General features: G+C 39.0%; 27 protein-coding genes. 10 read left to right on the forward strand and 17 right to left on the reverse strand.

From position 1 onward, the window contains the following. The 6 genes from ACTH6U_RS14680 to znuA all read right to left on the reverse strand — a co-directional run. On the reverse strand, positions 1-735 hold a 735-nt coding region (locus ACTH6U_RS14680), incomplete at its 3' end, for a FimD/PapC N-terminal domain-containing protein (RefSeq protein WP_441832506.1). Between the two features lie 11 nt (positions 736-746). Then, complete coding sequence (locus tag ACTH6U_RS14685) at positions 747-1,403, reverse strand: fimbrial biogenesis chaperone (protein ID WP_441829106.1); 657 nt, start codon at positions 1,401-1,403, stop codon at positions 747-749. A gap of 54 nt (positions 1,404-1,457) precedes the next feature. Next, a complete protein-coding gene (locus ACTH6U_RS14690) occupies positions 1,458-1,979 on the reverse strand; it encodes a fimbrial protein (RefSeq protein ID WP_294103443.1) in 522 nt (173 codons plus the stop codon). 373 nt (positions 1,980-2,352) lie between these two features. Continuing rightward, positions 2,353-3,324: a lauroyl-Kdo(2)-lipid IV(A) myristoyltransferase gene (gene lpxM, locus ACTH6U_RS14695; protein WP_441832507.1), complete on the reverse strand. Its 972-nt coding sequence runs from the start codon at positions 3,322-3,324 to the stop codon at positions 2,353-2,355. A 123-nt stretch (positions 3,325-3,447) separates the two neighbouring features. Continuing rightward, a complete protein-coding gene (mepM, locus tag ACTH6U_RS14700; RefSeq protein ID WP_441832508.1) occupies positions 3,448-4,779 on the reverse strand; it encodes a murein DD-endopeptidase MepM in 1,332 nt (443 codons plus the stop codon). Between the two features lie 19 nt (positions 4,780-4,798). After that, positions 4,799-5,758, reverse strand: coding sequence for a zinc ABC transporter substrate-binding protein ZnuA (znuA, locus tag ACTH6U_RS14705; protein ID WP_294103437.1), 960 nt, complete (start codon positions 5,756-5,758; stop codon positions 4,799-4,801). Between the two features lie 76 nt (positions 5,759-5,834). Here znuA and znuC point away from each other — a divergent pair, with 76 nt between their 5' ends. Both znuC and znuB read left to right on the forward strand, forming a co-directional pair. Beyond that, positions 5,835-6,602 carry a zinc ABC transporter ATP-binding protein ZnuC gene (gene znuC / locus ACTH6U_RS14710; protein ID WP_336428989.1) on the forward strand — a complete coding sequence of 256 codons (768 nt, stop codon included), beginning with the start codon at positions 5,835-5,837 and terminating at the stop codon, positions 6,600-6,602. Beyond that, positions 6,595-7,380 (forward strand): zinc ABC transporter permease subunit ZnuB, encoded by a 786-nt coding sequence (gene znuB / locus ACTH6U_RS14715; RefSeq protein WP_294103435.1) that lies wholly within the window; start codon positions 6,595-6,597, stop codon positions 7,378-7,380. Before znuC ends, znuB begins: the two co-directional genes overlap by 8 nt. Before the next feature lie 78 nt (positions 7,381-7,458). Here the strand turns inward: znuB and ruvB are convergent, their stop codons facing one another. From ruvB to aspS, 6 genes are all read right to left on the reverse strand, one after another. After that, a complete protein-coding gene (ruvB, locus tag ACTH6U_RS14720; RefSeq protein WP_294103433.1) occupies positions 7,459-8,469 on the reverse strand; it encodes a Holliday junction branch migration DNA helicase RuvB in 1,011 nt (336 codons plus the stop codon). Between the two features lie 16 nt (positions 8,470-8,485). Then, positions 8,486-9,103 carry a Holliday junction branch migration protein RuvA gene (gene ruvA / locus ACTH6U_RS14725; protein WP_336428986.1) on the reverse strand — a complete coding sequence of 206 codons (618 nt, stop codon included), beginning with the start codon at positions 9,101-9,103 and terminating at the stop codon, positions 8,486-8,488. Between the two features lie 175 nt (positions 9,104-9,278). Beyond that, positions 9,279-9,800 carry a crossover junction endodeoxyribonuclease RuvC gene (ruvC, locus tag ACTH6U_RS14730; RefSeq protein WP_294103429.1) on the reverse strand — a complete coding sequence of 174 codons (522 nt, stop codon included), beginning with the start codon at positions 9,798-9,800 and terminating at the stop codon, positions 9,279-9,281. 242 nt (positions 9,801-10,042) lie between these two features. Next, a complete protein-coding gene (locus tag ACTH6U_RS14735) occupies positions 10,043-10,786 on the reverse strand; it encodes a YebC/PmpR family DNA-binding transcriptional regulator (protein WP_294103427.1) in 744 nt (247 codons plus the stop codon). Between the two features lie 30 nt (positions 10,787-10,816). After that, positions 10,817-11,248, reverse strand: a complete 432-nt coding sequence (gene nudB, locus ACTH6U_RS14740) for a dihydroneopterin triphosphate diphosphatase (protein WP_434718877.1) — start codon at positions 11,246-11,248, stop codon at positions 10,817-10,819. Positions 11,249-11,260: 12 nt separating this feature from the next. Then, positions 11,261-13,042: an aspartate--tRNA ligase gene (aspS, locus tag ACTH6U_RS14745; RefSeq protein ID WP_294103422.1), complete on the reverse strand. Its 1,782-nt coding sequence runs from the start codon at positions 13,040-13,042 to the stop codon at positions 11,261-11,263. Between the two features lie 580 nt (positions 13,043-13,622). Here aspS and ACTH6U_RS14750 point away from each other — a divergent pair. The 5 genes from ACTH6U_RS14750 (at position 13,623) to cmoB (ending at position 16,897) form a co-directional block, all read left to right on the forward strand. Further along, on the forward strand, positions 13,623-13,943 hold the full coding sequence (locus tag ACTH6U_RS14750) for a DUF4377 domain-containing protein (protein ID WP_441832509.1): 321 nt from the start codon (positions 13,623-13,625) through the stop codon (positions 13,941-13,943). Between the two features lie 134 nt (positions 13,944-14,077). Further along, a complete protein-coding gene (locus ACTH6U_RS14755) occupies positions 14,078-14,482 on the forward strand; it encodes an NUDIX hydrolase (protein WP_294103418.1) in 405 nt (134 codons plus the stop codon). A gap of 150 nt (positions 14,483-14,632) precedes the next feature. Then, positions 14,633-15,031 (forward strand): MAPEG family protein, encoded by a 399-nt coding sequence (locus ACTH6U_RS14760; protein ID WP_294103416.1) that lies wholly within the window; start codon positions 14,633-14,635, stop codon positions 15,029-15,031. Between the two features lie 142 nt (positions 15,032-15,173). Continuing rightward, entirely contained in the window at positions 15,174-15,929 is a 756-nt protein-coding gene (cmoA, locus tag ACTH6U_RS14765) for a carboxy-S-adenosyl-L-methionine synthase CmoA (RefSeq protein WP_336428979.1), read from the forward strand. Continuing rightward, a complete protein-coding gene (cmoB, locus tag ACTH6U_RS14770) occupies positions 15,926-16,897 on the forward strand; it encodes a tRNA 5-methoxyuridine(34)/uridine 5-oxyacetic acid(34) synthase CmoB (protein WP_441832510.1) in 972 nt (323 codons plus the stop codon). The genes cmoA and cmoB overlap by 4 nt, the downstream gene beginning before the upstream one ends. Before the next feature lie 42 nt (positions 16,898-16,939). Here cmoB and cutC read toward each other — a convergent pair whose 3' ends face one another. Together cutC and ACTH6U_RS14780 are read right to left on the reverse strand one after the other, a co-directional pair. Beyond that, positions 16,940-17,701 carry a copper homeostasis protein CutC gene (cutC, locus tag ACTH6U_RS14775; RefSeq protein ID WP_294103409.1) on the reverse strand — a complete coding sequence of 254 codons (762 nt, stop codon included), beginning with the start codon at positions 17,699-17,701 and terminating at the stop codon, positions 16,940-16,942. A 182-nt stretch (positions 17,702-17,883) separates the two neighbouring features. Next, positions 17,884-18,438 carry a VOC family protein gene (locus ACTH6U_RS14780; RefSeq protein WP_441832511.1) on the reverse strand — a complete coding sequence of 185 codons (555 nt, stop codon included), beginning with the start codon at positions 18,436-18,438 and terminating at the stop codon, positions 17,884-17,886. A gap of 200 nt (positions 18,439-18,638) precedes the next feature. On the opposite strand from ACTH6U_RS14780, the gene argS reads away from it, so the two are divergent. Continuing rightward, on the forward strand, positions 18,639-20,369 hold the full coding sequence (gene argS / locus ACTH6U_RS14785; protein WP_441832512.1) for an arginine--tRNA ligase: 1,731 nt from the start codon (positions 18,639-18,641) through the stop codon (positions 20,367-20,369). A 182-nt stretch (positions 20,370-20,551) separates the two neighbouring features. Here argS and murJ read toward each other — a convergent pair whose 3' ends face one another. Continuing rightward, positions 20,552-22,090 (reverse strand): murein biosynthesis integral membrane protein MurJ, encoded by a 1,539-nt coding sequence (murJ, locus tag ACTH6U_RS14790; RefSeq protein WP_294103405.1) that lies wholly within the window; start codon positions 22,088-22,090, stop codon positions 20,552-20,554. Between the two features lie 91 nt (positions 22,091-22,181). After that, positions 22,182-22,769, reverse strand: a complete 588-nt coding sequence (gene rimJ, locus ACTH6U_RS14795; protein WP_294103403.1) for a ribosomal protein S5-alanine N-acetyltransferase — start codon at positions 22,767-22,769, stop codon at positions 22,182-22,184. A gap of 185 nt (positions 22,770-22,954) precedes the next feature. Between rimJ and mdtH the strand changes: the two genes are divergently transcribed. Continuing rightward, positions 22,955-24,160, forward strand: coding sequence for a multidrug efflux MFS transporter MdtH (mdtH, locus tag ACTH6U_RS14800; RefSeq protein WP_294103402.1), 1,206 nt, complete (start codon positions 22,955-22,957; stop codon positions 24,158-24,160). 38 nt (positions 24,161-24,198) lie between these two features. Then, on the forward strand, positions 24,199-24,759 hold the full coding sequence (locus tag ACTH6U_RS14805) for a lipoprotein (protein ID WP_434718870.1): 561 nt from the start codon (positions 24,199-24,201) through the stop codon (positions 24,757-24,759). A 172-nt stretch (positions 24,760-24,931) separates the two neighbouring features. Here ACTH6U_RS14805 and ACTH6U_RS14810 read toward each other — a convergent pair whose 3' ends face one another. After that, positions 24,932-25,264: a hypothetical protein gene (locus tag ACTH6U_RS14810; RefSeq protein ID WP_294351265.1), complete on the reverse strand. Its 333-nt coding sequence runs from the start codon at positions 25,262-25,264 to the stop codon at positions 24,932-24,934. Positions 25,265-25,430 lie beyond the last annotated feature (166 nt).

Raw genomic sequence — 25,430 nt, forward strand, 5'->3', positions numbered from 1 at the left:
TAATCGAATATCGCGCTCCAAATAGGTTTGCAAATTATGCCAATAGTTTCCATTCATACCATGGCTATAGGTACTATGATTCCGTAATCTCCACTGTTCATAATTTAATCCACTTCTTAAACCAATAAAAGTATAAGTGCTATTTTGTATAGCGTGATTAAATCTAACTTTACTCCATTTTTTGTCATATCTAATTAAATAGTTAGAAAATAAAGCATTAATTCCATCATTCCATTCTTTATCATCAATATGTCCACGACTCACACTTTTCAATCCTATTTGTGGAATACTAATATCTAATCGATTAAGTAAAAAATCATAATGATAGTTAGATCCTAACATTATAGAATCAAAATTATCTATATTTTCATTCATATCCTTTTTACTAAACTCTATACTAGCGAAGTTTTTCACCCCCCAATTAATTAGCATGCTTTTAGTAACTTCAGGTCTAAGTTTTTTATTAATATAGTCAGCTTTAAAAATAATCTTTTTATTATCCACTTTCTTTTTGTTTAAAAAAACATCAACGTAATATGCTCCAGGAAGCTGTCCTCCTACATATGAAAGATACTCTAAGTTATTAATATCAGCCACTCGGCTATCAGTACCTATATTAATAGAATTAATGTCAAATATGTCCTCAGCATTGGTATTATTAATATATGAGAAAATACCTATAACAATTATGACTATATAATATATAGTGATGAAATTAAATTTAGATGCCAACATTTTATATACTCTTATTTTTTAACCACAATAGCACCATAATCATTAATAAACTTAACCTCAATTAAATTTTTATCGGTGGTTTTTATTTTAAGGATATAGTCATTCTTAAAGGGATAAACGATCCCAATACCTTTAGCTTTCTTTCCATCAATTAATATTTTTTTAATCGATAAATGGTACGGTGTCTGATTATTTATCATTATACCATCCGATTTTTTAACTATTTTAACCTGTTCAAAATCAATCGGAACCATATCTTGTGATCTTAAAAATAACTTGAATTGTGAATTAATAATTATCTGTAACTCATTTTCAGCATTGCCCTCTTTAGGTGGTATCGCTTTTACATTAAGTAAATAAAGTTTCTCCTGATTAGCCCCTAATGGCTCACCAATATATGAAATGCGTGCTGAACCATGACTATTTGGTTCAATCCTAAATAAAGGTGGCATAGCAATAAAAGGAGACTTTATATTATTATCAAATGAAGATACCCAACTTTGAATTAAATAGGGTTTTTCTTTATCTCCATTAAAAATAGGAATATTAATTTCACGTTTATTGATTTCATAAATAAAACGAGTTCCCCCTATACTTACTCCTGAAGCCTGAGCGAAAGGTATAATTAACATTAAAATAAAATAGAAAAATATTGATATTATTTTCATAAAATAGTCTTCATAAAATATAACTGTAGGGTAACCTAGGTTACCCTAAAATAATTATTGATACTGAACACTATAAACAGCACTGCTATTTGCAGAACCAGCTGTTACAACACCCGTTGCTTTATATCGTGCGGTATAATCTAAATCAATATTTGCACTCGTGAAGATGATTTCTTTTGAATCATCATAAAGCTTTATTTGTGAAACCGCATCCTTTTCAAATATAGCAATACCCACGTTCTTAGCAGCACCTTCGACAGAGTTTATCGCTAAAAGGTCTTGGTCATTAGGATCACGATTCCCGCCAAATCTGACTGTCACCGCTGAATTCTCAGGGCAATCAGTTAACTTTATTGTAAAATCTTTCAGACCCGCTAATTCCCCCTGTACACTTAAATTCTTAGATGAAATTTTACCAAGGTCGACATGAAGGTCTTTGGAACTACTATCAACTGTACAAGCTTGTTCTGTTATTTCACCGGTAAAATGAATAGTACCGAAAGCAAAAACTGTTGATCCGTTTATTACCGCTAATGCCATCCCTATTCCGATCAGCATTTTTTTTAAAATACTCATAACAATTCCTATAAATGAATTTTTAACTGTTAATAATTATTGTGCTATTAATTACTACGTTATGAATGAATCACACCACTATAAATTCTTAACATTAGCACTCACCTAAAATATAACACTCTGCTTTAATCATGCTAATAAATTGACGTGTTAATTTTTATTAATTACCATCTTAAAAATTTACATCTTGAAAATGTTAACTCTTAATAACTAGTGTAATAATAAATATAATTTCATTTTGAATAATTGTGATTTCGAATAAATTAAAATATTAATTTCTATTTTGTTATTTATTATTTTCCGCATAAAAAAAACCACGACAATTAAATTTAACTATCGTGGTTTAAGGTATTTTAATTATAATTTGAAGCTATCAATATAAATCTTTGCGCTGATAAGGCTCTAATTCTCCCTCTTTACGCGTTTTTAATAGCTTTAATATCCATGTATATTGTTCTGGATTTGGCGAAACGAGATATTCAAGCTCTTCATTCATTCTGCGTGCAATATATTCGTCATCTTTACCATCAATATCATCCATAGGTTCACGTATATAGATATGTAACTGATGTGTTTTGTGATCATAAACAGGAAATAAAGGAACAATTTTAGCTTTGCAAACTTTCATCAAACGGCCAACTGCCGGTAAAGTCGCCTTATAGGTAGCAAAAAAATCCACAAATTCACTATGCTCTTCACCGTGATCTTGATCTGGGAGATAAAATCCCCAATACCCTTGCCTTACAGACGCAATAAAAGGTTTGATTCCTGCTTCTCTTGAATGCAAACGCCCACCAAAGTGATAACGCGCTTTATTCCATAAATAGTCAGCAACTGGGTTTTTTTGGTGATGAAACATCGCTGCCATATTTTGGCCACTAGCAGCAAGTAACATTGCAGGTGCATCCACAGCCCAACCGTGCGGTACCATAAAAATTACATTACTTTGCTGTTGCTGTAACTGTTCAATGATTTCTTTATTATGCCACTGTGTTCTCGCTAATGTCCTATCAGCACCACGAACACACAGCTCAGCGAGCATAACAAAAGATTGAGGCGCAGTTTCAAACATCCTATCAACAAGCTGTTCTCTCTGCTCTTCTGACTGCTGAGGGAAGCAATAAAGTAAATTAATTTTAGCGCGACGTCGTGCACTTTTTGCCAATTTACCTACCCATTTACCAATTTTAGCCAGCATTGGGTCTCTAACCTTGACAGGTATATAGGCGAGCCCGACAAAAATAGCAGCTCCTGCCCATACGCCCCAATATTTAGGTAGAAAATATGAGGAGTGAAATGTTGGCACATAGCCTTTTTTACTGTCAGTGTCTTTATCTTTATTCATGCTGTATCCAAGTGAATAATCGCTATCTTCTTATAGTGTATCGTAATAATTTGCGAAAGCATTACAAAGAAAATTGGCAGATACAAGTACCTGCCAATTATGTTGTGATTAAGAGTTAAACTATTATAGTTTGAGTTGTGGTTTGTTTTCTTTCACTAATGCTAAATACTCTTTACGTTCTTTCCCCGTTAAACCACCAGAGTTCGGCAGTTTCGCTGTAAGAGGATTAACCGCTTGTTGGTTGACCCACATTTCAAAATGCAGATGAGGCCCCGTAGAGCGTCCTGTATTGCCTGAAAGTGCAATACGATCACCACGTTTTACTTTTTGGCCGGGTTTAACCAATAATTGACGTAAGTGCATATAACGAGTTGTATATTGTCGGCCATGGCGGATCGCTATAAAATTACCCGCAGCGCCACTGTATTTAGAAACAATCACCTCACCATCACCAACAGCAAGTACTGGCGTACCAACTGGCATGGCAAAATCAACACCTTTATGCGGAGCAACTCTTCCCGTAACAGGATTGACTCGGCGTGGATTAAACTGTGAAGATACTCTAAATTGTTTAGCCGTAGGTGAACGTAAGAAACCACGCTCTAAGCCATTACCTTCACTATCATAGTATCGACCATCTTCAGCACGAAATGCATAATAACTTTTGCCATTAGTTTGAAGACGAACACCCACCAATTGGCTTTGTTCACTACGACCATTGAGTATTTCACGGCTCATCAATACACTGAATTTGTCGCCTTTTTTCAATTTGCGAAAATCAACCTGCCATTGAAGGGCTTTAATCACTTCACGGCCTTCATTGCGGGTTAAGCCTGCTTTATTCGTACTTTGAGCAAAAGAACCATCTACCGAGCCATTTAGAACACTATTAGTCCATTCGCCGGTACGGATTTCTTTTACTTCTTCAAACTTATTCGTTGCGCCAATTCGGTTAAACACGCGAACTTCACGACGAGAAACTTCCCAAGTTAATGACTGTAACTCACCTTGTTCGGTCAATGCCCAATTAAGCGTTTGACCAATCTTCATGTTACGCAATGATTTGTGTTGATTAGAAAGCATAGCAACGTCGCCAGCTTCAATACCAAATTGAGTCAATATACTGGTTAAGTTATCACCACTGGCGACAACATATTCATGAGGAATAGGCGCACCATCACCATCGGCTGCATCAGTATCTGAATCTGCAACGCCCTCATCAGGTAATTGATCACTACTATCTTGAATAATATCATCAGTAGCATCATTAGCGGGTAATAATGCAAGAGGAATGACGGTGTCAGGGGTACCGTCATTTTCAGTCGTTGTTGGAATATGAACTGGCCGCCATATTGCGACGGCCATTGTCGCTACAGTGAGCGCACTTAGTACAATTTTGTGAGTTCTAGATAGGCTTCCATACACCTGGGCTAGACTTTTAGCCATTTGCTGCACTTAAAAAATTCCTTCTATTCTAATTCAGGCAGCTCGCGTACTGTTCTGACAGTTGTGTCAGAAACTGCATATAGCTATCTGGTCCTATTACCAGCCCACTACCAAGTGGGTCGAGAGTACCCATTTTGACTCCCGTATTTCGAGCTACGCTTTCAATGACTGCGGGCCTGAATTGTGGCTCAGCAAAAACACATTTGGCTTTATGCTCAACCAGTTGAGTTCGTATTTGATGTAATTTCTGCGCACCAGGCTGAATTTCTGGGTTTATCGTAAAATGCCCCAAAGGAGCCAATTGATAGTGTTTTTCAAAGTAGCCATAAGCATCGTGAAAAACGAAATAACCCTTGTTTTTAGCTGGCTCTAAAATATTAACAATTTTCTCATCGTTTTGCGTCATATTTTCTTTGAATTTACGAAGGTTTACGTCCAGCTTCTCTTTTTGATCAGGATAAAGCACTAGTAATCGTTCATAAATGTCTTGCGCGGCAAAATTTGCAATTTCCGGTGATAACCAGATGTGCATATTATACTCACCATGGTGATGATGTTCGTGATCGCTGTCATGATTGGCTTCATCCGTATGAGAATGACTGTGTTCATCCTCTTGATTTTCAGCCATTAACAAGGCTTTGATATTTGGCTGCTCAGCAAGTGCCAACCGTTTATTCTGCGCTAACGTATTGATTGGTTTCTGTAAAAACATCTCCATTTCTGGTCCGACCCAAACAAAAAGATCTGCTTGTTTAATTTTTTTCAAATCAGAAGGTTTGAGTGCATAATCATGCGGAGAAGCACCGTCTGGCAGTAATACTTGAGTTTCAGTGACACCATCAGCAATACCAGCTGCGATAAAGGCTAAAGGACGAAGAGAAGCGACCACATCCGCGCTTGCCGTTGAAACCATCGTTGCACTTAATACTGAGCTCGCAATAGCGCCTAATACCAATTTACGTGCGTTATTTTTTGAAATATGTGTCATTGTGGTCTTTTTCCGTGATTTTAATTTTGAAATGTTATAATATAACACAACATGATTTCTGCAAGATGTTTTTCATATGCAACCATTACTTAATTTAAATAAAATATCTGTTTCATTTGGTGAAAAAGAAGTTCTCAACAATGTCACTTTTGAACTCAATAAAGGTGAAATTGTGACCTTACTTGGACCCAATGGCGCAGGGAAATCAACGATTGTTCGCGTTGTGCTGGGCTTATTAGCGCCCACGTCAGGCACAATTGAAAGAGCCTCATCGCTCTCAATTGGCTATGTACCACAGAAACTACATTTAGATACCACACTCCCTCTAACCGTAAAACGATTTATGATGCTAAAGCTTGGTGTACGTTCAGAACATCTATTACCTGCACTTGAACGCATGAAAGCCACCCATTTAATCAATCAACCAATGCAAAAATTATCCGGTGGAGAAACCCAACGCGTTTTACTTGCCCGCGCGCTTCTCAATAAACCTGATTTATTGGTTCTTGATGAACCTGCACAAGGTGTCGATATAACAGGCCAAGTCGCACTCTATGACTTAATAAATCAACTCAGAACAGAGCTTGGTTGTGCCGTACTTATGGTTTCCCATGATTTACATTTAGTGATGGCAAAAACAGATAAAGTCCTGTGTATTAACGGCCACATTTGTTGCTCTGGTGCCCCTGATGTAGTGTCAAATCACCCTGAATTTGTCGCAATGTTTGGCTATCGAGGCGCCCAGCAACTGGGAGTTTATCGTCATCAACATAACCATCAACATGATTTAGAAGGTAATGTTATCGCACCACATCAACACAGCAAGGACTGCAAACATGATTGAGTTACTTTTACCGGGTTGGATAGCCGGTATGTTACTGGCAATTGCTGCAGGTCCTTTAGGTTCATTTGTCGTTTGGCGTCGCATGTCTTATTTTGGTGATACCCTCGCCCACGCATCTTTATTAGGCGTTGCATTTGGGCTACTACTCAATATAAACCCATTTTACGCCGTTATTGTTGTTACCTTATTATTAGCAGTTATCTTAGTTTGGTTAGAAAAACGCCCTCAACTTGCTGTTGATACCTTACTTGGTATCATGGCTCACAGTTCCTTATCATTAGGCCTAGTGGTTGTTAGTCTAATGGCTAATGTCCGTGTTGATTTAATGGCTTATTTGTTCGGTGACCTACTCTCAGTAACTTATGAAGATATTATCACTATATTGATAGGGGTTGTTGTCGTTTGCGGGTTGCTTTTTTGGCGTTGGCGGGCGCTTTTGTCCATTACGGTGAGTTCTGAATTAGCGTTTGTCGATGGCATCAATGTCCAAAGGTTACGTTTGTTACTCATGTTAGTGACGGCATTAACTATTGGTATTGCAATGAAATTTGTCGGGGCACTGATCATTACATCGTTATTAATCATCCCAGCAGCAACCGCGCGCCGATTTGCCAGAACACCGGAACAAATGGCCTCGATTGCGGTATTGATCGGGATGCTCTCAGTGACCGGGGGATTAACTTTTTCAGCTTTCTACGACACACCTGCGGGGCCTTCCGTCGTATTAACCTCCGCAGTACTATTTGTATTTAGTTTATTTGTTAAAGCTAAAAATTAATAAATATAATTAATAGTTAGATCTTACAATGACCTTACGCCCTATTTCAATCATGAATTAGGGCGTTTTAATTTATACTTAAATTACTTTTGGCGTTAAACCAAAATGCAAATAAGCATGGGCTGTCGCAATTCGTCCCCGAGGGGTACGCTGTATAAAACCTTGTTGTATTAAATAAGGTTCTAACACATCTTCAATGGTTTCACGCTCTTCACCAATCGCAGCAGCAAGATTATCAACCCCCACAGGTCCACCCATGAATTTATCGATAATCGCGACCAATAATTTACGATCTAAATAATCAAAACCAGCCGCATCAACATTTAGCATATCCAGGGCTTGGTTAGCGATAGCGTTATCAATAGTGCCATCACCTTTAACTTGAGCGAAATCACGCACTCGCCGTAACAGGCGATTTGTGATCCTTGGGGTTCCTCGAGAACGCTTTGCTACTTGCAAAGCACCCTCTTCGCTAATATCAAGTCCCATATATTGGGCACTACGTTTCACGATATGTTGCAAGTCATCCACTTGGTAAAACTCTAAACGCTGTACAATACCAAATCTGTCTCTAAGCGGTGATGTTAATGAACCTGCACGGGTTGTTGCGCCAATTAATGTAAAAGGAGGCAAGTCTATTTTTATTGAGCGCGCAGCGGGACCTTCACCAATCATAATATCCAGTTGATAATCTTCCATCGCCGGATACAGTATTTCTTCAACAACAGGTGATAACCGATGAATTTCATCAATAAATAAAACATCATGCGGCTCTAAGTTAGTCAACATTGCTGCAAGATCGCCTGCTTTTTCGAGGACAGGGCCTGAAGTTGTTCTAAAGTTAACACCAAGCTCATTTGCTACAATCCCAGCCAAAGTAGTTTTACCTAACCCTGGAGGGCCAAAAATTAATAGATGATCAAGGGCATCCCCGCGCATTTTAGTTGCTTGGATGAATATTTCCATTTGCTCTTTAACCTGCGGCTGCCCAATATACTCGCCGAGCAGTTTAGGTCTAATCGCACGGTCAATCGCTTCTTCTTCACTGTGCAAGACTTCTGCTGTAATCAGGCGATCTGCTTCAATCATCGTTTTATTCTCTTAATCAAAGTGCGGCACGTAAAGCATCACGGATCAATGTTTCAGAATCACTACCCGGCTTCGCTATTTTACTCACCATACGGCTGGCTTCTTGCGGTTTATAACCCAATGCAATCAATGCTGCCGCAGCTTCAGCCTCAATATCCGCAGTACTTGGTACTCGACTGTTTACATTAGGTAAAGTGATATCACTCGTTTGGTTGAATAAGTCGCCATTCAAGCCTTTGAAGCGATCTTTCATTTCGACCACTAAGCGTTCTGCTGTTTTTTTACCAATGCCTGGTAATTTAACCAAAGAAGAAATTGCTTCGTGTTCGATAGCAGACACAAATTGTTGTGCCGACATACCGGATAAAATGGCGAGAGCTAATTTTGGACCTACCCCATTCACTTTAATTAATTCTTTAAACAAAGCACGTTCTTGTTTATCGTTAAAGCCATACAGTAACTGGGCATCTTCACGTACCACAAAATGGGTAAAAACGATGGCTTCTTGGCCAATGTCAGGAAGTTCATAGAAACAGGTCATTGGCATATGAACTTCATAGCCAACACCTTGTAGCTCTAATAAAACTAATGGTGGTTGCTTCTCTAAAATGATGCCTCGTAAACGACCAATCACGCTGATACCCTCAGTTTAATACTATAACCATGATAAAGCATGCCAAGTAACGCCAGCTAAAGTATAACAAAATAAGACTAAAGCAATGCCCTGGCAGTTTATGTATGTTGTTATCAATATATTGTTATTAATATGCTGTTTATACCACAAATAATACTGGATGCATATCCAGACATTATCTTAATCGTCCGCGGGTTAATACCAGTCGGGGATCGCCAACTCTTAATAAATTTTGATTAAAGTGGCAATACGTAATGGCAATCGCTAGTGCATCCGCGGCATCTGACTGTGGGCTAGCCGATAATTTTAATATCGATTTAACCATATGTTGTACTTGGCTTTTTTCTGCTGAACCCGTACCAACAACGGTTTGTTTAACTTGGCGTGCAGCATATTCAAATACAGGAATATTTTGGTTCGCGGCGGCAACAATAGCCACACCTCTAGCCTGTCCTAATTTAAGCGCTGAATCGGCATTTTTTGCCATAAAAACTTGTTCTATTGACAAAACATCCGGCTGATACTGAGTGATTATTTCCGAGACTCCCGCATAAATACGTTGCAGGCGGCTTGGTAAATCATCAACCTGAGTACGAATACATCCGCTACCCATATATAGCAATTGCCTACCCTGTTGACGAATAACACCATATCCCGTCACACGAGAACCTGGGTCAATACCTAAAATAATCGCCATGTTAAACCTATTGATGTTGCTTATTGTTTATCTAATCATCTTATCTACATCTAATCATCATCACAACAAACACTGTAATTGTTTAGATAAGCACTGTTTTTATAAGATATTTGGGTATGGATGATAAATAAAAAGAGAATGGAAATTATGGCAGCGTTAGAGAAAACAGGCTGATACCAGCCCGCTTTCTCTACGCGAGTGCTTCTTAATGACAATGGCTAAACCATACGAATTCATCCGTATTAAAGCAGCTCAGCGACCTCATCAGAAATATCACCGTTATGGTAAACTTCCTGTACATCATCAGAATCTTCGAGCATATCGATCAGACGCAGTAGTTTTGGAGCCGTTTCAGCATCAAGTTCAGCTTTCGTTGATGGTATCAAAGATACCTCGGCAGCTTCACTCGTGAAACCAGCTGCATCAAGCGCATCTTTAACTTCACCAAATGTTTCTGGTGTTGTGTAAACATCAATTGCACCATCATCATAAGTTTCAACATCATCAGCACCCGCTTCAAGAGCTGCATCCATCAATGCATCTTCATCAACACCCGGCGCATACGTTATCACGCCACGCTTAGTGAAGAGATAAGAAACAGAACCATCAGTACCGAGGTTACCACCAGTTTTAGTAAACGCATGACGCACTTCAGACACAGTACGATTGCGGTTATCACTTAAACATTCAACCATGACCGCAGTACCACCAGGACCATAGCCTTCATAGATGATGGTTTCCATATTATCGTTATCGTCACTACCTACACCACGCGCAATTGCACGGTTTAACGTGTCACGAGTCATGTTATTTGATAATGCTTTATCGATTGCAGCACGCAGGCGTGGATTTGTTGCCGCGTCACCGCCGCCTAAACGTGCAGCCGTAACAAGCTCACGAATAATTTTAGTGAAAATTTTACCGCGCTTAGCATCTTGTGCCGCTTTACGGTGTTTGGTATTGGCCCATTTACTATGACCTGCCATGAAATATCTCCAAAAACGTCAATAAAATAATTAAACAGCAAATTCTAAAATAGCCTGACTGTTACTCCATGATTTGGTTAAATTAGCAGCTTCTTGCGGCTTCAACCAGCGAAAATCAGTATGTTCAGTCAGTGATGGCACTTGTTCTTCATTAAGCTCCATTTTAAACCAATGTTCTTTGCAATGCGTAACATCGGGTGCATAACGATGCCTAAAATGGGGGAAGATTTCAAAGATAATACTACGAGACAAATCATGTAACTGGCTTTGTTCTGGGTCAAAGCCTGTCTCTTCTTTTATTTCACGAAGTGCGGTTTGATAAGTATTTTCATTTAATTCCAGACTACCGGTAACTGATTGCCAGAAATCTGGATCATCTTTTCGCCGCATCATAAGCACCCTACCGCTATTTTTAGCCGTAATAATGACTAATACCGATTCAGGGCGCTTATAATTTTTCATTATTTGAACTCGTTACTCTGCATCTTTCGCTGCTTCTTTCGAAACAACAGAAATAGAAAGCTCAGCAAGTGAATCTGCATTTGCATAACTTGGTGCATTTGTCATCAAACATGCCGCTGCCGTTGTCTTAGGGAAGGCGATAACATCACGAATATTATCGGTTCCAGTAAGTAACATTACTAGACGGTCAAGGCCAAAGGCTAAGCCTGCGTGTGGCGGAGTTCCATATTTTAACGCATCAAGTAAGAAACCGAATTTTTCACGTTGCTCTTTTTCGTTAATGCCGAGAATATTAAAGACAGTTTGTTGCATTTCACCACGGTGAATACGCACAGAACCACCACCGACCTCATAACCATTAATAACCATATCGTAGGCGTTTGCTACAGCATCTTCTGGTTTTTGCACTAAATCTTCAGGTGAAAAATCTTTTGGTGATGTAAATGGATGATGCATAGCAGTTAAGCCGCCTTCACCATTATCTTCGAACATAGGGAAATCAATAACCCATAGCGGCTGCCAGCTATTCAAATTGGTCAGTTCGAAATCACGACCCACTTTTAAACGCAGTGCCCCCATAGAATCGGTGACGACATTTTTTGCGCCTGCACCAAATAGAATGATATCGCCATCAGTTGCACCTGTGCGGCTCAACAGTTGCTCAATAATTTCTTCATTGAGGAATTTTGCAACTGGGCTTTGAACACCTTCAAGGCCTTTTGCGCGCTCATTGACTTTCATCCACGCTAAACCTTTCGCGCCATAGATGCCCACAAACTGACCATATTCATCAATTTGTTTACGCGTCATTACTGCGCCGCCTGGCACTTTCAATGCAGCAACGCGACCTTTAGGATCATTTGCAGGCCCTGCAAATACAGCAAACTCAACATCTTTAACAATGTCAGCGACATCGACTAATTCCATTGGGTTACGTAAGTCAGGTTTATCTGAACCGTAACGACGCATGGCTTCAGCAAAAGTCATGATTGGGAAGTCACCTAAATCAACCGCTTTTATATCAATCCAAAGCTTGCGGATCATACGTTCCATCACTTCACGCACTTGTTCTGCGGTCATGAACGAGGTTTCAACATCAATTTGCGTAAATTCTGGTTGACGATCAGCACGTAAATCTTCATCTCGGAAGCATTTTACTATTTGATAATAACGGTCAAACCCAGACATCATCAGAAGTTGTTTAAACAGCTGAGGTGATTGTGGTAACGCGTAAAACTTACCTTTATGGACACGACTTGGTACTAAATAATCACGCGCACCTTCTGGTGTTGCTTTCGTTAGCATCGGGGTTTCAACATCTAAAAACCCTTCTTTATCCATAAAGTTACGTACAAAGCTCGTAATTTTCGCACGAGTACGTAAGCGTTCTGACATTTCAGGACGACGTAAATCCAAGTAACGATACTTTAAACGGCTTTCTTCTGTGTTTGTTTGGTTACTATCGAGCGGTAATGGCTCTGATTTATTAAATATATCGAATTCTTCAGCGAAAACTTCAATTTCCCCAGTCGCCATATCTTTATTTTTCTGGTTATCTGGGCGAGCGCGTACTGTTCCTGTGATTTGGATACAGAACTCATTACGCAGTTCTGACGCTTTTTCAAATATGTCTTTACGCTCTGGATCAAAGAAAACCTGAACGATACCTTCACGGTCACGCATATCGATAAAAATTAAACCACCTAAATCACGACGGCGGTTTACCCATCCACAAAGAGTGACCTTTTGGCCTTCATGAGCGATGTTTAACTGCCCACAATAATTAGTACGCATACTATATCCTTTTACTCAGCTTGTTGTGCATTTGCTTGCTGCGAAAATTTGGCATCTTGCTGAACATTTAGCTGAAAATTCAGAATGTCAAAAAGGCAGACATTATACAGGAAATTCTGTTAGACAAACAGTTACCTATTTGGCATAAAGCCTAAATCATTTTGTTTTTTAATCATATTTTCACTGACTTTAGCTAACTAAATACAATAATAATATTGACTTTTATCAACAGAAAATTTCTTCCTCTAAATAACTCAAATTTTAAGAGTACTAATATGTGACTAACACCCTTGAAACTTGAACTATGACAAAGATGATTTTAAGGGACTCAGCCCATGATGTACATATTCAAACAAAGGTTATTTAGCCTATTCATATTCTTTTATGCAAAATTCGCATGATCTCCACATGAAAACCATTCATTTACACCAGTCCAGATGACTCAAATTCAAATCGCACTGGAATTCAACTAAAAAATTATTTTTTCTTTAATTATTTTCGCTTTCAGAATTGTTACCGTTTTCAGTTTGCTATAATGACAGCGAAATGATGAAAATAGAAAGCAACCTAAGGATTATCAATGAAAAAATACTTACTCGCGACATCAATGCTACTTCTACTTGCAGGATGTCAAACGATGAAACCGTCTGATAATAGTAAGACTTTTTATGTCGATTCCTCTCTTGCTGACTGTGTTGGTGTTGCACCAATGAAATGTATGAAAATAAAAGAAAATCCGGCTGATGAGTGGCAATTCTTTTATGGTTCGATTCAAGGTTTTGATTATGAAACAGGTTACAATTACATATTACAAGTGAAACAATTTGATGTACCAAATCCACCGGCTGATGCACCAAACATCCGTTATGAGCTAATAAAAATAGTCGAAAAGAAAAAATAATCACGACAATTTAATCGGTAATCAGCAGGTGTTTTACACTTGCTGACCTTTTTAATAATATTGAATATATTCGTCAATATAATGGCCAATAACTAAATTAGGCCAACAGCAAATATGACAAAAGAGATTAAATTATGAGCGCTAAAATTATCGACAAACTTGGGTTAATTACATTATCTCACCAGAAAATTGCAATGGTGCGTTCTCATAATAAACACTTATTTTATATTCCTGGTGGTAAGCGTGAAGAAGGTGAAACGGATGAACAAGCATTATGTCGAGAAATAGAAGAAGAACTTACATTACAGTTAGATATTAATTCAATATGTTTTTATGGTGAGTTCATTGGCCTTGCCGATGGTAAACAAGACGGAACACAAGTTCGTATTCGTTGTTATTTTGCAGATTATCAAGGCTTGCCAAAGCCTGCCGCAGAAATTGCTGAATTAGCTTGGTTTGATACCCGTGATCTATCTCATTGCTCTACTACTGCGATAACTATTTTATCTAAGTTAAAACAAGACGGAAAAATTGAATAATTCGCTAATGAATTCCCACAAAAAGCGTAATTTGATTTGTAGAACCACTTTTTAACCCTTACAATTCATAAATTAGCCTCAATATGCATTAGTATAATTTATAACTTTATTTATTTTAATAATATGTTTGGTCTGATGGTGGAGTAAAAAATGGTCAGCTCTTTATATGCTGTACTAGGTGCCTTACTGCTGCTTAGGTTATCTTTAAATGTCGTGAAATTACGAGGCCAGTACCGCGTTGCTTATGGGGATGGCGGGTTTTATGAATTGCAGACGGCTATTCGTGTTCATGGTAATGCAATTGAGTATATCCCTATCTCATTAATTTTATTATTATTAATGGAGATGAATGGTGCGCAAGTATGGATGATCCATCTTTGTGGCATTATTCTAGTCGCAGGCCGGTTATTGCATTCCTATGGACTAAAAAATCACGATTACGCCTACCGTCGATCAGGTATGGCCGCAACCTATATTGCAATGACACTCATGGTTATCGCCAATACCTACTATTTACCTTGGATTCAAATATTCACATTTGAACTTTAGATTTTCTCATTCCATACGATATTTTTGAAAAATTTTATCGTATTTTCATTTTTGCGGTGTACTGATAGATTTTCAGGTTTTGCAGCTTTCTGCTACAATCCGTAACTACCTTCGTTTTATTTATTAATTTAATACAGATCTTATGTCAAGTCAGGATTCGAAACACCAAGATAGCCTCTTTTCTGCACCAATTGCTAACTTAGGCGATTGGCAATTTGATGAAAAAGTTGCCGAAGTTTTCCCCGATATGATCCAGCGCTCAGTGCCGGGTTATTCTAATATTATTACTATGATAGGCATGTTAGCAGAACGTTTTGTTACACCAAATAGCCAAGTTTATGACTTGGGTTGCTCATTAGGGGCGGCAACACTGTCTATTCGTCGTAATTTAACTGCCGATAATTGTAAAATTATTGCGGTTGATAACTCACCAGCTATGGTAGAGCGCTGTCGACGTCATATTGATGCATATAAAGCAGATACACCAGTTGATATCATTGAAGGCGACATTCGCCATGTTCAAATAGAAAATGCATCAATGGTTGTACTTAATTTTACATTACAATTTCTGAATCCAGAAGATCGTCAATTATTACTTAATAAAATCTACCAAGGGTTAAAGCCAGGTGGAATTTTAGTTCTTTCTGAGAAATTTAATTTTGAAGATAGCGAAATCGGTGAATTGCTGTTCAACATGCACCACGATTTTAAACGTGCCAATGGCTACAGCGAATTAGAAATCAGTCAAAAACGCAGCATGTTAGAAAACGTGATGCTAACAGATACAGTAGCTACACATAAGTCTCGCTTAAATAAAGCAGGATTTACCCATTGTGAAGTCTGGTTTCAATGCTTTAATTTCGGTTCTTTATTAGCGTTAAAAGAGGCTAACTCATGATAGATTTCGGTCGTTTCTATCAGCAAATCGCAGTAGGCCCTTTAAGCCACTGGCTTGATACACTACCTGCTCAATTAACTGAGTGGAAGAAAAAAGGTTTACATGGCGGCTTTTCATCATGGGAAAAAATGCTTGATAACCTGCCATTGATGATACCTACAGATTTAGATTTAAAACAAAGCGTCACTGCAACCCGTGATCCTGAGCTTTCATCAGGGGAAACTCGTCGCCTTAATAATATACTCGAACAACTCAAACCTTGGCGTAAAGGACCTTTTTCACTATACGGTGTTGATATCGATACTGAATGGCGTTCAGATTGGAAATGGGATCGCGTACTACCGCATATATCCCCACTCAAAGACCGCTATGTGTTAGATGTAGGTTGTGGAAGTGGTTATCACATGTGGCGCATGTTAGGGGAAGACGCTAAGTTTGTCGTCGGCATCGATCCTACCCAGCTTTTTTTATGCCAATTCGAAGCGGTGAGAAAATTATTAGGTGATAACCAACGCGCACATTTATTACCATTAGGTATCGAGCAACTTCCTGCGTTAAATGCTTTTGATACTGTTTTTTCAATGGGCGTACTTTACCACCGCCGCTCACCTCTTGACCATTTATGGCAACTGAAAGATCAGTTAGTCAGCGAAGGTGAATTAGTATTAGAAAGCTTAGTCATTGAAGGGGATGAGTTCCAATGCCTACTACCGGGAGAACGTTATGCACAAATGCGTAATGTTTACTTTATCCCGTCAGCAAAAATGCTCAAGATTTGGTTAGAAAAATGTGGATTTGTTGATGTTCGTATTGTTGATCAAGCGGTTACTTCTGTTGATGAACAACGTCGTACCCCATGGATGAAAACGGAGTCATTGGCTGAGTTTTTAGACCCAAATGATATGACCAAAACAATTGAAGGTTATCCTGCACCACTTCGTGCCATTTTAGTCGCACGTAAACCTTAAAAATAAGGGAGGTATCTGCCTCCCTCATTTTCATTAAAAACGTTATGCCGAAACTTTTTCAGTAATTGAAATAAAATCTTTCATCGCTTCAACCGTTGGACCATCAACACAATAATGCGTAAATTCATCACTTTCACTATTCGATGCCATGGTCACCCCCACTTTACGATAACTCATGCTCGAAGGAACGGTTTTACCTGCTGAACTATGAACTTCGGCAAGGCCAATTTCCATAAACTTACTTAAATTTGCCAAACGCACTCCGGCGCCCGCCATAATCTGAGGTCCATTAATTTCAAGACTTTTTTCGTGTAGCTCTTTAAGTAAAGGAAGGCCCAGCTCTGCACTTTGCTGCTGACCTGAAGTTAAAATACGCGCCACCCCGAGCGTTTTTAACTGTTCCAAAGCAAGTAATGGATTGATACACATATCAAAAGCACGATGGAACGTAATATTCATTCCTTGTGCTATTTCCATTAATACATGCATACGGTCTAGATTAATACGCCCTTCTCTATCCAAGATACCGACTACCGCACCCGGGAATCCCATTTCTTTGACCATAATTAAATCTTCACGAATGACATCAAACTCACTCATGTCATAACAAAAATCCCCACCACGAGGACGAATAATTGGATGAACTGGAATATGAATTTTTTCTCTTGCCAGCTTTAGATATCCATAGCTTGGCGTTAACCCGCCATCAGCTGCACCCGAGCATAGTTCAATGCGATCAGCACCATATTCTTGAGCCACTTGAGCACATTCGATTCCGAAACAGCAAATTTCCAGTTTTGCCATGGTCACCTCCAAAAATGGTAATAAAGCGATTGCTTTAAATGCCCTAATTAATAACTTAGGGTAAGTATGTTATTCGTTAACACAACGATTAATAATGCCACTTATTGATAACAGTTACCGGATAGATATCACACCATGAGGAGTTCTATGGGAGCAATTATCAATAACGTTAATTACATCACTTATTTTTCACTTTCAATTATCTTTTTTAGCGAAAAAGGATGATATTTAACGGTAATAATTCCATTTGTCACTGCTAATGTGGGATTAGGTAGTCTTTCACTCTGCCCTTTAGGCTGACTCTCTTTCATACTAAAACCTTCGGGTAGCGGATTAGGTAACAAATTTGTGGCAACACTAATCAATAAATCAGGTTCGACATCAACGACCATTTCAATATGTTCCCAACTTTCTTGCGGATAAATTTTATCTTTAGGGAAAGGCAATTCAATAATAAAGACATTTTGTCCGGCGACGACAATTGGCTGAATGAGCTCATACAAACGGATAGATCGACCATTAATTTGGTTATCTGATAATAAGTTTGCACATTTTATTAACCCATCATGCCAACGATTAGCAGTTATAAGCTGGTGGCAACGAACTGAAATATGGTCAATATGATAATCAGTTAGAGAAATTTGAAGCTCTGTTGCCATCAATTGTAGTTTCTGCTCAAATACAGGCAAATCAGCCCATAAATCATCTAACTCAGGAACAATAGATAAATCAATCATTTAAAAATACTCTTTTCAACAAGGCTCAACATCTAAATAATAGTCGAATCAATAATAATAAAAGATAAACAAACGCGCAGACTGTAGCACGCCCCCCCTAAAATATGGTATAAAATCTGCCGATTTTTCTCTTCCACCTTTTAGTTCCGCGCTTGTGATGGCACAATACGGTAACTATGTTCGTTATTTAAGGTAATTCGGTGAATATTCAGGCCATTCTTTCAGATAAAATTTATGCTGCAATGCTAGCAGCGGGTGCTCCAGAAGGCAGCGAGGCAATTGTTCGTCAATCTGCCAAGTCACAATTTGGTGACTATCAAGCTAATGGTGTCATGGGCGCAGCTAAAAAAATGGGTATGCCGCCAAGACAACTGGCCGAACAAATTGTCAGCCATTTAGATCTTGAAGGTATTGCGACTAAAGTTGAAATCGCCGGCCCAGGTTTTATCAATATCTTTCTTGAATCGGGCTGGATTGCAAATTGTGCCGAAAAAGCACTCGTGAGTGAGCGATTAGGTTTAGCGCTTGTAAAACAAGAAACTATCGTTATTGACTATTCTGCGCCAAACGTTGCCAAGCAAATGCACGTTGGTCATCTGCGTTCAACCATTATTGGTGATGCTGCTGCACGTACTCAAGAATTTATTGGCCACAAAGTTATTCGTGCCAATCACGTCGGTGACTGGGGTACGCAATTTGGTATGCTGATTGCTTATCTAGAAAAAGTACAAAATGAAGATGCCAGTGACATGGCATTGTCTGATCTTGAAGAGTTTTATCGTGAAGCTAAAAAGCACTATGACGACGATGAAGTGTTTGCCCTACGAGCGCGTAGTTACGTCGTTAAATTACAATCAGGTGATGAATACTGCCGTAAAATGTGGCGTAAACTGGTTGATATCACAATGCAACAAAACCAACAAACTTATCAGCGCTTAAATGTCACCTTAACCGAAGATGATGTGATGGGTGAAAGTTTGTATAACAGTATGTTGCCAGAAATTGTTGCTGATTTAAAAGCAAAAGGCTTAGCAGTTGAAAGCGAAGGCGCAACGGTTGTCTTTCTTGACGAATTCAAAAATAAAGAAGGCGAACCAATGGGCGTTATCGTCCAGAAAAAAGATGGTGGCTTCTTATATACCACAACCGATATTGCTTGTGCGAAATACCGCTATGAAACGTTACATGCGGATCGTTCTCTATATTATATCGACTCACGCCAACATCAGCATTTAATGCAAGCTTGGACTATCGTACGTAAAGCAGGTTATATTCCTGAGTCTATGGCGCTTGAACACCACATGTTCGGTATGATGCTAGGCAAGGATGGTAAGCCATTCAAAACCCGCTCAGGTGGTACTGTACGTCTTACAGACTTATTAGATGAAGCGATTGAACGTGCTCAAACCTTGATCCGTTCAAAAAATCCAGATATGGATGAGGATGAACTGCTCAACGTTGCGAATGTAGTTGGTATTGGTGCAGTCAAATATGCGGATCTTTCAAAAAATCGTACTACTGATTACATTTTTGATTGGGACAATATGTTAGCGTTTGAAGGTAATACAGCGCCATATATGCAATATGCCTATACCCGTGTTGCCTCTATCTTCAAAAAAGCCGATGTGACTGAAGCCGATTTAACCTTACCAATCGTGCTACAAGACCCTCGTGAAATGGCGCTAGCAACACGTTTAATGCAATTTGAAGAAACAATTCTAACGGTTGCTCGTGAAGGCACACCACATGTGATGTGTGCTTATCTGTATGACCTTGCGGGTCTATTCTCAAGCTTCTATGAACATTGCCCTATCCTTTCTGCTGAAAGCGAAGCGCAACGCCAAAGCCGTTTAAAATTAGCAGCCCTAACACAAAAAACATTAAAAACAGGCCTTGATACTTTAGGTATTGAAACCGTAGAAAGAATGTAATTTATTATTGGCTATCAGCCTGTAAGTTATAAGCTTGCAATTTCCAATAATAGCTCACTCCGGTGGGCTATTATTTTATCTGTTCAGTCTTGATAATGCTCATTATAATTAAAAAAATCAGCCCAACTAGTTGTTAGCTGGGCTGAACGTTCACAAAGCTATTTGTATTTTAAAAATATTGATTACGCAATACTGTGTTTCTTGAAATCACGAGGACGAAAACCAAGTGCATACAACGCCACAAAATAGCTGCCGGCACCAACAACTACGACGCCCATCAAACGTAACATTCGCATTAACATATTGCCCTCTTGCCACTGTGGCATAAAATGCAATACAGCAAATAGCACTCCTGTCATCACAACAACCGCAATCAGTAATTTAAAAATAAAACCACGCCATCCAGCCAATGGCTGGAAAATATCTTGTTTACGCAGCTGCCAATACAGTACTCCTGCATTAAAACAGGCTGCAATACCAATGGAAAGTGCAAGACCAGCATGTTGCATCGGCCCAATGAATGCTAAGTTCATTAACTGCGTTAAGATGAGTGTAACTATCGCAATTTTAACCGGTGTTCTAATATTCTGACGTGAATAAAAACCGGGGGCTAATATTTTTACCAAAATCATACCGGTAAGGCCGACACAGTAGGCCATTAAAGCATATTGGGTCATAAGCGAATCATGAGCCGTAAAATTACCATATTGGAATAACGAAACCGTTAATGCTTCAGATAATACAGCAAGGCCTACTGCGCAAGGCAAGGCTAAAAGTAAGCATAAACGTAGGCCCCAATCCATCAAATGGCGATATTCCTGCTGATTACCACTCGTAAAACTTTTTGCAAGAGAAGGCAGTAAAATAGTGCCAAGTGCCACACCAAGCACCCCCGAAGGCAACTCCATCAATCTATCTGCATAATACATCCAAGAAACAGAGCCTGACTGTAAGAAAGAAGCAAAAATAGTATTAATAATCAGTGAAATTTGCGCAACTGACACCCCTATAATTGCGGGGCCCATCATTTTCATTACTCGCCAAACACCACTATCGCGAAAAGAGAGACGCGGTAATACGAGCATACTGATCTTTTTTAGATGTGGAAGTTGATAGACTAGCTGCAATACGCCACCGACTAATACCGCCCAAGCCAATGACATAATCGGAGGATCAAAATACGGCGCGGCAAAAGCCGCAAAGAAAATCATACTAACATTGAGCAATGTCGGAGCAAAAGCAGGAACAGAAAACCGATTCCATGTATTAAGAATTGCGCCAGCAAGGGAGGCCAACGAAATTAAGAAAATATAAGGAAAAGTGACACGTAATAAATCAGTTGTTAATGCAAATTTGTTAGCGTCATCCGTAAAGCCTGGCGCCGTAATATAAATTATCCACGGAGCGGCAATCATTCCGATAACAGTAACAATCGCTAGCGCAAGCGTTAGCATTCCCGCGATATAAGCCACAAAGGTTCGAGTTGCCTCTTCACCTTGTTGATTTTTATATTCAGCAAGTATGGGTACAAAAGCCTGAGAAAATGCGCCCTCAGCAAAGATTCGACGTAATAGATTAGGTAACTTAAATGCGACAAAGAAAGCATCTGCCGCCGCTCCTGCACCAAATACTCGAGCAATAATAGCATCACGGATAAACCCAAGCACACGAGACATCATGGTCATGGAGCTTACTGCCGCCAGCGATTTTAATAAATTCATGATAGATAGACTAAAAGAAAACAATCGTGCCAGTTTAACAGCCCATGACACGACTGACTACGATTGAAAGGTAAATTAAGCGTTTATAAGTCTAGGATTTAGGTTGTTTCCAAGTATCATCGGTTAACGCAGTTAACACATGATCACGCCACTCGCCGTTTATTTGCAGATATTGTCTAGCATATCCTTCGCGCTCAAAACCAAGGCGGGTTAACAAATTACCGCTGCGTGAATTATGTGGCATATAATTCGCCATGATACGATGCATCCCCTGATGCTTTTGCATATATTGAATTGCTTGTATTAATCCTTCATGCATCAAACCTTGTCCCTGCCACTTTTCACCAAGTGAATAACCCAAATAACAAGCATGAAATGCGCCGCGCAACACATTGCTAAAATTAGCCACGCCGATAACTTCATTTTCATCGTTATCTAGCAACAAAAAGTGAAAGGCACTGCCTTGACGATGCATTTCACTCATAACATGTAATCGATTATTCCAACCCGCTGGTTGAAAATGTGAATTATCACGAATAGGTTCCCACGGCGTTAAAAAGTCTTTATTTAAGCTGTAATAGTCAGCTAACCGATAATTATCACGCTCATATGCTAAACGAACGATCATCCTTTCAGTAATAAGACGCACTTTGGGTTCATTTGACCGATAACCAAACATCGTAGTCCCTTAATTAATTTTTTAATTATAAAACAAACAGCGATATTCAACGATAAAAATAAATCATCAATCCTGCCTTGCTACATCGATAAAAAAATATCATCTGACTTTCTATATTCTACTGATATTATTAATAAGAAACATTAAGAATCCTTCCCTCTTTGCTATTTTTCTAATGGTGTGTCATGGCGCAGGTGTCACGGGCAAGAAGCCTGGGTAAATATTTTTTATTACTAGACAACATGTTAGTTGTACTAGGCTTTTTTGTGGTGTTTCCTTTAATCTCAATTCGCTTTGTTGATCAACTTGGTTGGGCTGCGGTTGTTGTTGGTTTCGCTTTGGGGCTGAGACAATTTGTTCAACAAGGATTGGGTATTTTCGGGGGTGCTATCGCCGACCGTTTTGGTGCTAAACCAATGATTGTTATTGGTATGCTACTGCGAGCTAGCGGTTTCGCAGTCATGGCCGTCGCTCATGACCCTTGGGTTTTATGGCTATCCTGCGTGCTTTCTGCCCTCGGTGGTACCTTGTTCGATCCACCAAGGACTGCGCTGGTCATTAAATTAACGCGACCTTATGAACGGGGTCGTTTCTATTCATTACTGTTAATGCAAGATAGCGCAGGCGCTGTCATTGGTGCCTTAATTGGTAGTTGGCTATTACAGTATGACTTCCACTATGTTTGTTGGGCTGGTGCTGCTGTCTTTATCATCGCCGCAATTTGTAATGCATGGTTGCTACCTGCTTATCGTATTTCAACAGTCAGAACCCCGATAAAAGAAGGCATGGGCCGCGTTCTTAAAGATAAACGCTTTGTCACCTATGTCGTAACATTAGCGGGTTACTTTATGCTTTCGGTGCAAGTGATGTTGATGTTTCCTATTGTCGTTAACGAACTTGCAGGAACGCCAACGGCCGTTAAATGGATGTATGCGATTGAAGCCGCTATTTCATTAACACTGCTTTATCCTATTGCGCGTTGGAGCGAAAAACATTTTCGCTTAGAACAGCGTTTGATGGCAGGGCTATTTCTAATGAGCCTAAGCATGTTCCCCATTGGAATGACCACTTCATTGAATACCTTATTCGGCCTGATTTGTTTATTTTATTTGGGAACGGTAACTGCTGACCCTGCACGTGAAACACTGAGTGCCTCTTTGGCAAATCCTAGAGCTCGAGGAAGCTACATGGGCTTTAGTCGCCTAGGACTCGCCCTTGGTGGCGCCGTAGGTTATACCGGCGGTGGCTGGATGTATGATATTGGGCATCAATGGGGAGTACCACAATTGCCTTGGTTCCTACTCGGTATTATCGGTTTTATTACTTTATGGGCGCTGCATAAGCAATTTAATCGCAAAAAAATAGAAACAGCCATGTTGAGTGGACAGTAATAAGCTAAACTAGCAGAATTACTGTCTAAGGAGTCTTTATGAAAAAGTTTTTATTAGCGACCATATTGGGGCTCGTTGCCCTCCTCGCAGGTTGTAGCCAATTATCAGAATTTAGTATTAATGAATCACAAATTAATAGCTACCTAGCCAATAAAGTTAAATATGAGCATAAAGTCGGTATTTCAGGCTTTGCAGATGCAGATATACAACTCGCGAATTTAAAATCCGAAATTGGTCGTAGTGAACCTGGTAAAGTTGCTTTAACGGGGGAAGCTACTGTAAAGCTGGATTCATTAATTGGTAAAGCTGACGCCAAAATTGAGTTAACATTAACCGCTCGCCCTATTTTTGATGCAAAAACAGGCTCTATTTATTTAAAAGAACTAAATATCAGTAAATATAAAGTGATCCCTGAAAATATGGATACCGCAATTTCTGCCATTATTCCTTACTTAAATAGCTCTCTTGAAACTTTCTTTGAAACTCAACCAGTTTATGTATTAGATGCTAATAATGGTGCCGCTGAGGCAACAGCAAAAAAATTAGCCAAAGGGCTTGAGATAAAGCCGGGAAAATTAATAATCCCATTAGTTGATTAACTCAGACCATGAATTAATTTGATTGATAAAAGCATTTAAGGCAACAAACAAACTTGTTGCCTTCTTTATTTAATTAAAATTATTTATCAATTTTGAATAATTAAACGATAAAAAGAGAAAAACAATAATAGGATACTCAATCGGTTAAAAGTACTGGCTCCAGCTTTATAATTTATTCAGCGCAGCGTTGTTCCCATATTTTTTGGAACTCTTCTTCCGATATCATCTCACCCTCGAAGTCAAAAAGTGGAAATGAGTATATATAGTTGCCTTTGTTGTCCTTAGCGGCTTGAACAATAAATCTTTTGTACTTATAAGGTACGTCATTTTTAAATGCATATACCTCACCACAAACATTACCCACCTCTTTGTGAACTGTCTTAGTTCTGGATACATATAATTTAACTTCTCTAAATTCAGATGCTTGAGGCAAATACATAAAGTTAGATACCGCTAACTTTGCGCCATCAATAACACTGGGTTTAAAATTTAAATTAACTGACATACCCAATACAAATGCAAACAAAACCATCAATGCTATGCAAAGTAAATATAAAATCCGAGTAACCATAATTCATTAATATTTATAAGATAGATAGTTGCAAAGTACTCCCTGATTCGATTTGTTGCAACAAAAAACCCACAATTTGAATGTGGGCTTGTGAGACAAT

This window comes from Providencia sp. (genome assembly GCF_052096715.1).
In the GTDB taxonomy this organism is placed as follows: Bacteria; Pseudomonadota; Gammaproteobacteria; order Enterobacterales; family Enterobacteriaceae; genus Providencia.